The sequence below is a fragment of the Microcoleus sp. genome, assembly GCF_049646505.1.
Taxonomy (GTDB): domain Bacteria; phylum Cyanobacteriota; class Cyanobacteriia; order Cyanobacteriales; family Microcoleaceae; genus Microcoleus.
The window spans coordinates 1-7272 of record NZ_JBARVX010000433.1; the positions used below are offsets into that span (position 1 = coordinate 1).

7 protein-coding genes are annotated in these 7272 nt (G+C 45.2%); 4 read left to right on the top strand and 3 right to left on the bottom strand.

The window, feature by feature from the left end; genetic code table 11:
* Positions 1–191: 191 nt before the first annotated feature.
* Complete coding sequence (locus tag WBA89_RS21230; RefSeq protein WP_424409243.1) at positions 192–1889, top strand: flavin monoamine oxidase family protein; 1698 nt, start codon at positions 192–194, stop codon at positions 1887–1889.
* A gap of 205 nt (positions 1890–2094) precedes the next feature.
* On the opposite strand, the gene WBA89_RS21235 is transcribed toward WBA89_RS21230, so the two are convergent.
* Positions 2095–2871 (bottom strand): Uma2 family endonuclease, encoded by a 777-nt coding sequence (locus tag WBA89_RS21235; RefSeq protein ID WP_424409244.1) that lies wholly within the window; start codon positions 2869–2871, stop codon positions 2095–2097.
* A 322-nt stretch (positions 2872–3193) separates the two neighbouring features.
* Between WBA89_RS21235 and WBA89_RS21240 the strand changes: the two genes are divergently transcribed.
* From WBA89_RS21240 to WBA89_RS21250, 3 genes are all read left to right on the top strand, one after another.
* Positions 3194–3676, top strand: a complete 483-nt coding sequence (locus WBA89_RS21240; RefSeq protein WP_424409245.1) for an FxLYD domain-containing protein — start codon at positions 3194–3196, stop codon at positions 3674–3676.
* 243 nt (positions 3677–3919) lie between these two features.
* The gene (locus tag WBA89_RS21245; RefSeq protein WP_424409247.1) at positions 3920–5677 is read left to right on the top strand and encodes an ABC transporter ATP-binding protein; all 1758 of its coding nucleotides are present in this window, start codon (positions 3920–3922) and stop codon (positions 5675–5677) included.
* 166 nt (positions 5678–5843) lie between these two features.
* A complete protein-coding gene (locus WBA89_RS21250) occupies positions 5844–6464 on the top strand; it encodes a Uma2 family endonuclease (RefSeq protein ID WP_424409248.1) in 621 nt (206 codons plus the stop codon).
* Positions 6465–6492: 28 nt separating this feature from the next.
* On the opposite strand, the gene WBA89_RS21255 is transcribed toward WBA89_RS21250, so the two are convergent.
* Both WBA89_RS21255 and WBA89_RS21260 read right to left on the bottom strand, forming a co-directional pair.
* Positions 6493–6936, bottom strand: a complete 444-nt coding sequence (locus WBA89_RS21255) for a type II toxin-antitoxin system VapC family toxin (RefSeq protein ID WP_424409250.1) — start codon at positions 6934–6936, stop codon at positions 6493–6495.
* A complete protein-coding gene (locus WBA89_RS21260; protein WP_424409252.1) occupies positions 6924–7163 on the bottom strand; it encodes a hypothetical protein in 240 nt (79 codons plus the stop codon). The genes WBA89_RS21255 and WBA89_RS21260 overlap by 13 nt, the downstream gene beginning before the upstream one ends.
* Positions 7164–7272: the final 109 nt, after the last annotated feature.

Sequence of the window (7272 nt, forward strand, 5' to 3'; positions counted from 1 at the left end):
GCTCGATACCGTGCCTCTGGCGACTGCTACGGCGACATCTGGGTTGTTTTCGAGATAAAATTTGCTGTCGAACAGTGTTCTGAGGGTTAGCATTATTAAAAAAATCTCTCTGTACTGTAGTCTGGAAAGTGCACAATCAAGTTCGATCGACAATCCAGTTTACACCGAAGTTTTGTGAGGGCATCTCAATTATGGCTAAATCTGCACTGATGGCAATGCTGCGCCGCGCGGCGAGTATTGCCCAAAAGTCTCGGGAAACGGGCATTCCGGCTGATGAACTGCTGGGGATGCTGGCAGATCGCACTTCCAATTTTCCCATATCTCGGCGCCAGTTGCTGCACGGGGGTTTGGCGGTAGCGAGTGCTGCTGCTGCTGCGACTTTTACTCGGGAGGGGGCTTTTGCTCAGCAGCAGGGACGATCGCCCATTTTGATTGTCGGTGCCGGGATTGCGGGTTTGACGGCGGGCTATCGCTTGCGTCAGGGGGGCGTGCGTGCCGATATAATCGACGCAACTAACCGCGTGGGGGGGCGGATTCGCACTGTACCAAAGGTCGCCGGAACGCTGATTTCGGCGGATGTGGGAGGAGAATTTATTGACACCGGTCATACTACTTTAATCTCGCTGGCGACGGAATTGGGCCTGCGGGCGATCGACTTAGCTCAAGTGCAGCGGGGATTCGTCAAGGATACTTTTTTCTTTGACAGACGGCGCTTTTCTCTGGAGCAATTAATTGCAGATTTTGCGCCGCTAGCCACTAAAATTAGTGCTGATTGGCAGGCAGTGGGCGATAACTTTAGCTATCTGGATTTTACGGAAACTGCAGAAAGATTGGACAATATTTCGATCGCTCAATATCTCGATGGAGCTGATACTAGCACGATTGTCCGGCAGTTGCTCCGCATTGCTTACACGGTGGAATACGGCCGAGATCCCGAAGAACAGTCGGCGTTAAATCTGCTGTTTTTAATCGGTTCTGAACCTAACACTTTTGAATTGTACGGCAACAGCGACGAGCGCTATCAAATTGAGGGCGGCAACAGTGAAATTATCAACCGTTTGGCCGGTCAATTGTCTGGTTCGATCGAGGCGGGGACGGTTTTGGAAGCGATTACTCTGTTACCGGACGGCCGCTATCGGGTAAATTTGCGATCGGGACAAAGTGCCTTCGAGCGCACTTACGAGCGGGTTTTGTTAACTTTGCCGTTTAGCACTCTGCGAGACGTTAAAATTAACGTACCTTTGCCCCAACCGAAGCGCAGGGCGATCGAGCAGTTGGGTTACGGTACTAATTCTAAATTAGTTACCGGCTACCGCAGCCGAATTTGGCGGGAAGTTTATCAATCAACTGCTTCTGTTTATAGCGATTTAGGCTTTCAAAATAGCTGGGAAGCTACGCCTTTTGCTCCTACTGCTAACGGTTTAGTTACTAATTTTACAGGAGGCAGACAAGGTTTGGCGATCGGCAGCGGAATTCCTGAAGACCAAGCACAAAGATTTTTAGGACAATTTGAAAGAGTTTTTCCCGGAGTGAGCAATTTGCGAACCGGCAAAGCTGTACGAGCTTTTTGGCCGGGAGAACGCTTTTTTAAAGGTTCTTATTCCTGCTATTTAGTCGGACAGTGGACGCAAATGTACGGCGTAGAAGGCGAACGAGTTGGCAATTTATATTTTGCCGGAGAACACACTTCGCTGGAAAACCAAGGTTATATGGAAGGCGGTTGCGAAACCGGACAAAGGGCGGCTTTTGAAATTTTACAAGATTTGGGTTTGACAGGTTCTGCTGATGCTTTGAATACTCGCAGTGCGAGCAGTTTGAACCAGCGCCGTCCCAGCCGCAAAGTTCCCGGAGCCCAGAATCTGAGGAATAGGAATCCGAGTATTCGATAATCTCGTAATACCAATTTTTTATGAGACTGCATAGAATCTGATCCCCCCTAACCCCCCTTAATAAGGGGGGGACAAGATTCTTCTCAAAGTCAACCCCTACTCCCCTTCTTAAGGGGGATTTAGGGGGATCGAGATATGTGCAACGACCCATTAGATTGGTATAAGGTGCGCCGCAGCGCACCCTACAAATATCACAGATAATTTATCAAACAATTTCGTCCGGGTTAATTCCTCGATCGCGCAAATACTCAGCTAGGCGATCGGCCCGCTGGCGTTCGCGATCGGCCCGTTCGCGTTCGAGTTCGACCCGTTGTCGTTCCGCTGCTATCTGTTCTACACCCCACAAAAGCAGATTTCCTGCTTCATCCCACCAGCGCAACCAATAGCCTGTACGCTGTTCTTTTTCCCCCCGCCAAGTTCCCAAATACAAACCAAAATCTGCTATCCAATGGCGACCTTCTTCATCAGGAAATTCTAGTTTGTAATTGCCATTTTCCAACCGATACACCTCCAACAATCCACTTTCTGGATCGAAAATGATGTAAGTTGGTACTTGCAGAATTTGTTCGTAAAAAAACCACTTTCCGGGAGGAAAAGTACGTCTAATAGAATATTCCTCGCCGTCCGTTTCCGACAAAAACTCCATCACAATGCTTGGGATTTCTCCTTCCAAGTTTGGGGTGTAGCTTTTGCGGTCTCTTCTCGATTCTACCGGGAGTACGGAAGGTACATAAACCCAATCTGGTGCTTTAATAACTAACTCGCCGTTGACAGTAGCGCAAATGCCAAAGTTGCTAGCAATCAGCATTAGCGGGCCGATTAATCCTCTCAGTTCTAAGATTTCTCGCAGTGCTCCGGCAATTAGCGGTTGACCTGTATTCTCCACGGGCTTTTCTTCTAATTGGAAGTCGTCTGGCAACTTCTCCCAAGTTACGCTCAGTCCGACCGTTTTTTGTTTTGGGTGATCTTGAGTCGCGACCATGACTTTATTTGCTAAAGTTTGATATTTTATTATAATACCATTTCTCTAAAATCATGCAATACTCTTCGACCCCCCCTAGCCCCCCCGCTGCATTGCGGGGGGGGGACAAGAATACTGTTGCATTATTTTTTGAAATTGGTATAACATACTGTAAGATAAGACGGCGGTTGAAACCGCGTTTTTACAAACACTCACGCGCTTGTATAGCGGGTTGAATGAAGGGCGATTAAAATTACGTTTTGCGTTATTTTATTCAGTCCGCAAAGGTGGACTTTGTTTTTGTATGTGCGGTTTCAACCGCCGTCTGGATATGAGAAAAAATATGAAAGCTTTACATTTAACCGTAACTTTATCAACCTTGCTAATCTCGTCAATTACAGCTAGCCCTTTGCTGGCAGATTCTACAAATACCAAAATTCAAATTTCACAAATTGACGAGCCGTTTTGCTACATGAAAACTCCCGACGGCAAAACAGTAGATTTGGGCAAACTCTGCGAAAAATCACCAAATTCGGAAGCTTCCCAAACTTGCATTAGTGGTTCCAATATTGCTGCAAAAGTGTCAATTGCAGGGGAAAATTATGACGGCAGTTTTTTCAGCGGTAAAGTGGTCAATCAAGGCTGCAAAACAATCAAGAATGTGAAAGTCAATTATGAAGTTTTGGACGAATCGGGTAATTTAATTGATAACGGATTTATTGACGCTCTACCAGTTACTGTTGCACCCGGAGAGTCCGCTACTTTTCGGGGTGCAGTTGTCGCAGGGGCTAAGGTGCAGGCGACTTATGCAGATGCTTTAGAATGATTGTGGCGATTTGCCCGATCGCTGTTATCATATTTTGGCTCAGATATCTCTATGACTTACGCAGAGATCCCCCTAAATCCCCCTTAAGAAGGGGGACTTTGAGAATAATCTTGTCCTCCTATTAATAAGGCGGACTTTGAATAATAATCTTGTCCCCCCATTTTTAAGGGGGGTTAGGGGGGATCGAAGTTTGAATATTCTTGCAGAGATTCCCAAAAACAGAATTTGCGAGGGCAAAATATCTTGAAAACTCGATCGACATACTGGCAAATTTTACCTTACCTCCGTCCCCAAAAACAAACCATCGGTAAAGCATTAGCTTGTACCGTAGTATTTACCATATTTTGGCCAATTATCGCGTGGCTGGTTGGCGAAACAGCAAAATTTATAGGAAAAGGAGATTTACAAGGATTCGGTCAAATTGCTGCACTCAGCGCCGTTATATTTCTGATTCGCGGTACGGCCCAGTACGGTCAAGATACGCTGATGGCAAAAGCAGCTTTGACTATTGCTTTAGAAATTCGTAAAAAAGTTTACGCACACCTCCAAAAACTCAATATCGGCTACTTTGAAACTGCCAAAACCGGAGATTTATCCTATCGCCTCACCGAAGATATTGACCGGATTGGCGAAGTCGTAAATAAATTTTTCCATCAGTTTATTCCTTGTGTTTTGCAGCTAATTGCCGTTTTGGGATATATGATTTATCTCAACTGGCAATTAACTTTAGGTGCATTAATTATCGCACCGCTGATGGCAATCTTAATTGGCTGGTTTGGCGAAAGATTGCTCAGTTATTCGCGCCAAAGTCAAAATCGCATTTCTGATTTATCAGCTTTGCTGACAGAAGTATTTAGCGGCATTCGTTTAATTAAAGCGTTTGTGGCTGAAGATTACGAAATTGCCCGCTTTGGAGAAGAAGCAGAACAAAACCGCCGCGCTAAGTATTTGTCGGAAAGAGTAAAAGCGCTTCAGTTCGTTGTAGTTGGCTTTCTGGAAGCGATGAGCGTGATTTTGCTGTTTTTCCTAGGAGGTTGGCAAATTGCTCGAGGAAACCTCACAGGTACTCAGTTTATCAGTTATATCGCCGGGGTGGCACTGTTAATTGACCCGATCGCGATTACAACTGCAAATTACGGCGATTTTAAGCAGGGAGAAGCTTCTAGCGATCGCATTTTTGAACTTTTAGCCATTCAACCGGCAGTCGTCGAAAAGCCAGGGGCGATCGAACTTCCCCGCGTTACAGGTAAAGTCGAATATCGCAACATTAATTTTGCCTACCCCCCTCAACCCCCCCTTGATAAGGGGGGGCAAGGGGGGGTTCCGATTCTGCAAAACATGAGTTTGCTGGTGCTTCCCGGAGAAATGATCGCCCTTGTCGGCGCATCCGGTGCCGGCAAAACTACCTTAGTAAATTTGTTACCGAGATTTTACGATCCGCAAGCGGGACAGATTTTAATTGACGGTATTGATATTCAAGATGTCACCTTAAATACTCTGCGCCGGCAAATCGGGATTGTACCGCAAGAAACGATTTTATTTTCGGGTACAATTGCTCAAAATATTGCTTTCGGTCAATCTTATTATGAACTAAAAGATGTGGAAAAAGCGGCACAAATTGCTAACGCGCATCAATTCATTAGTGAGTTTCCCGACGGTTATCAAACTTGGGTTGGAGAAAGGGGTGTAAATTTGTCTGGCGGACAAAAACAAAGAATTGCGATCGCCCGTGCGGTTCTGCTCGCTCCCAGAATTTTGATTTTGGATGAAGCGACATCGGCGCTGGATTCGGAATCTGAAGGTTTAGTGCAGGAAGCGCTGGAAAGATTGATGCGCGATCGCACTGTGTTTATTATCGCGCACCGCTTGGCGACTGTGCGGAAGGCTGACAGAATTTTGGTATTGGAAAAAGGCAGAATTGTGGAATCGGGGACGCACGAGGAATTGCTGGAAAAGGGATCTCGCTATGCTCGTTATTACGCTCAGCAATTTAGTCAGTAGGCTACGTTAGAAACCGGGTTTTTGGCCATTTCTGCTGGCCTCAACGAAGTATTCTGGAAAAAACCCGGTTTCTGATTACCCGCGCGTAAGTCATATCAAGAATGGTACAATAAATTATAAGCTCGATATTTACTGATTCCAGTTAAAAAGAAGAGGCCGTGCCAACATGATTCAAACCACAGCCAAACTACTAACATTTGAAGAATTTATAGAGTGGTATCCCGATGGCAAAGGACGTTTCGAGCTACGAAATGGAGTAATAGTTGAGATGAATCCAAACGGCGACCATGAGGAAGTTACAAGTTTTCTCATCCGCAAAATTAACGTAGAAATCGATCGCCTCAATCTGTCTTACATAACACCATCAACCTATTTTGTCAAGCCTCTAGGAGCAACGACAGGATATCAGCCAGATATCATAGTATTAGACAAGTCAGCCTTGATTTCGGAGCCATTTTGGAAAAAATCATCGATTATTACGCAAGGCAACTCTGTTAAACTTGCGATCGAGGTAGTTAGCACGAACTGGCAAGATGATTACTTGGTTAAAGTGGCTGATTATGAAAGACTGGGTATCCCGGAATATTGGGTTGTGGATTATGCTGCGTTGGGTGGCAGACGCTTCATTGGCAATCCGAAACAATCTACTATCTCAGTTTATCAGTTAGTTGAGGGCGAGTATCAGGTTAATCAGTTCCGAGAGGGCGATCGTATTTTGTCTTCTGCCTTTCCCGAACTTAATCTGACTGTTGAACAGGTTTTCGGATCTATCCAAAGGGAAGAATAGCATTTTTGGGGAATGCGATCGCCTATGATTATGATGCCAAAACATCACTCAGGATGACAACAGATAGATTTGGAACATTACGAAATCCATTGTCATTGGTGAGAAACAGCGTACAACCTTCACTGATGGCTGTTGCAGCATGAATGGCATCAGGAGTTTTGAGATTGGTATTAGCCCTTAAATTAGCTGCTGTTCTCAGTACAGATTGAGTGATGGGAACTAGCTGTATCTCTGAGAATAATAATAGTTGTTCGTAGTCACGGACTAAGATAGTGTTAGCATTTTTTAGAGGGAAAACTAAGGTTTCCAGTAACGTCAATTCACTGGTCACAAGTTCAATTTCACCTGTTTGAAACTTCAGCCACAAGGGTTGAAGAAGCGAATAGTAATTCGGGTTAGCTTCAACGGTGTAAATAATGACTTGTGTATCCAAGTAAATTGTAGCAGAGGATGGTAGGTTTAGTTGTCCCATGAGTTTCTTTCTTCTTGAAGTTCCCGATCGATTTCTTCAACATTTCTAGATACATGACGGCTGCGGATTTCTGCAAGCAATGCCAACACTTTACGCCGCCCACCTTGAGGTTTTTCTGGTATAATCACAAACACTTCAACTTCTTCACCCACAGAACCAGGCGGCACTTGAATTTCAAGTTTATTTCCTGCAAGAACTTTGGTTGTGATCCGTATTGCTGACTGCATAATTCCTCCTTGGCGATGATTAATTTTCAACAGCCCCTAAAGCTTTGAGCGTGGCTTTTTCAACTTCCGTTAAACCCGTAACACCCGTGATATTCATCCCCTCATAAGG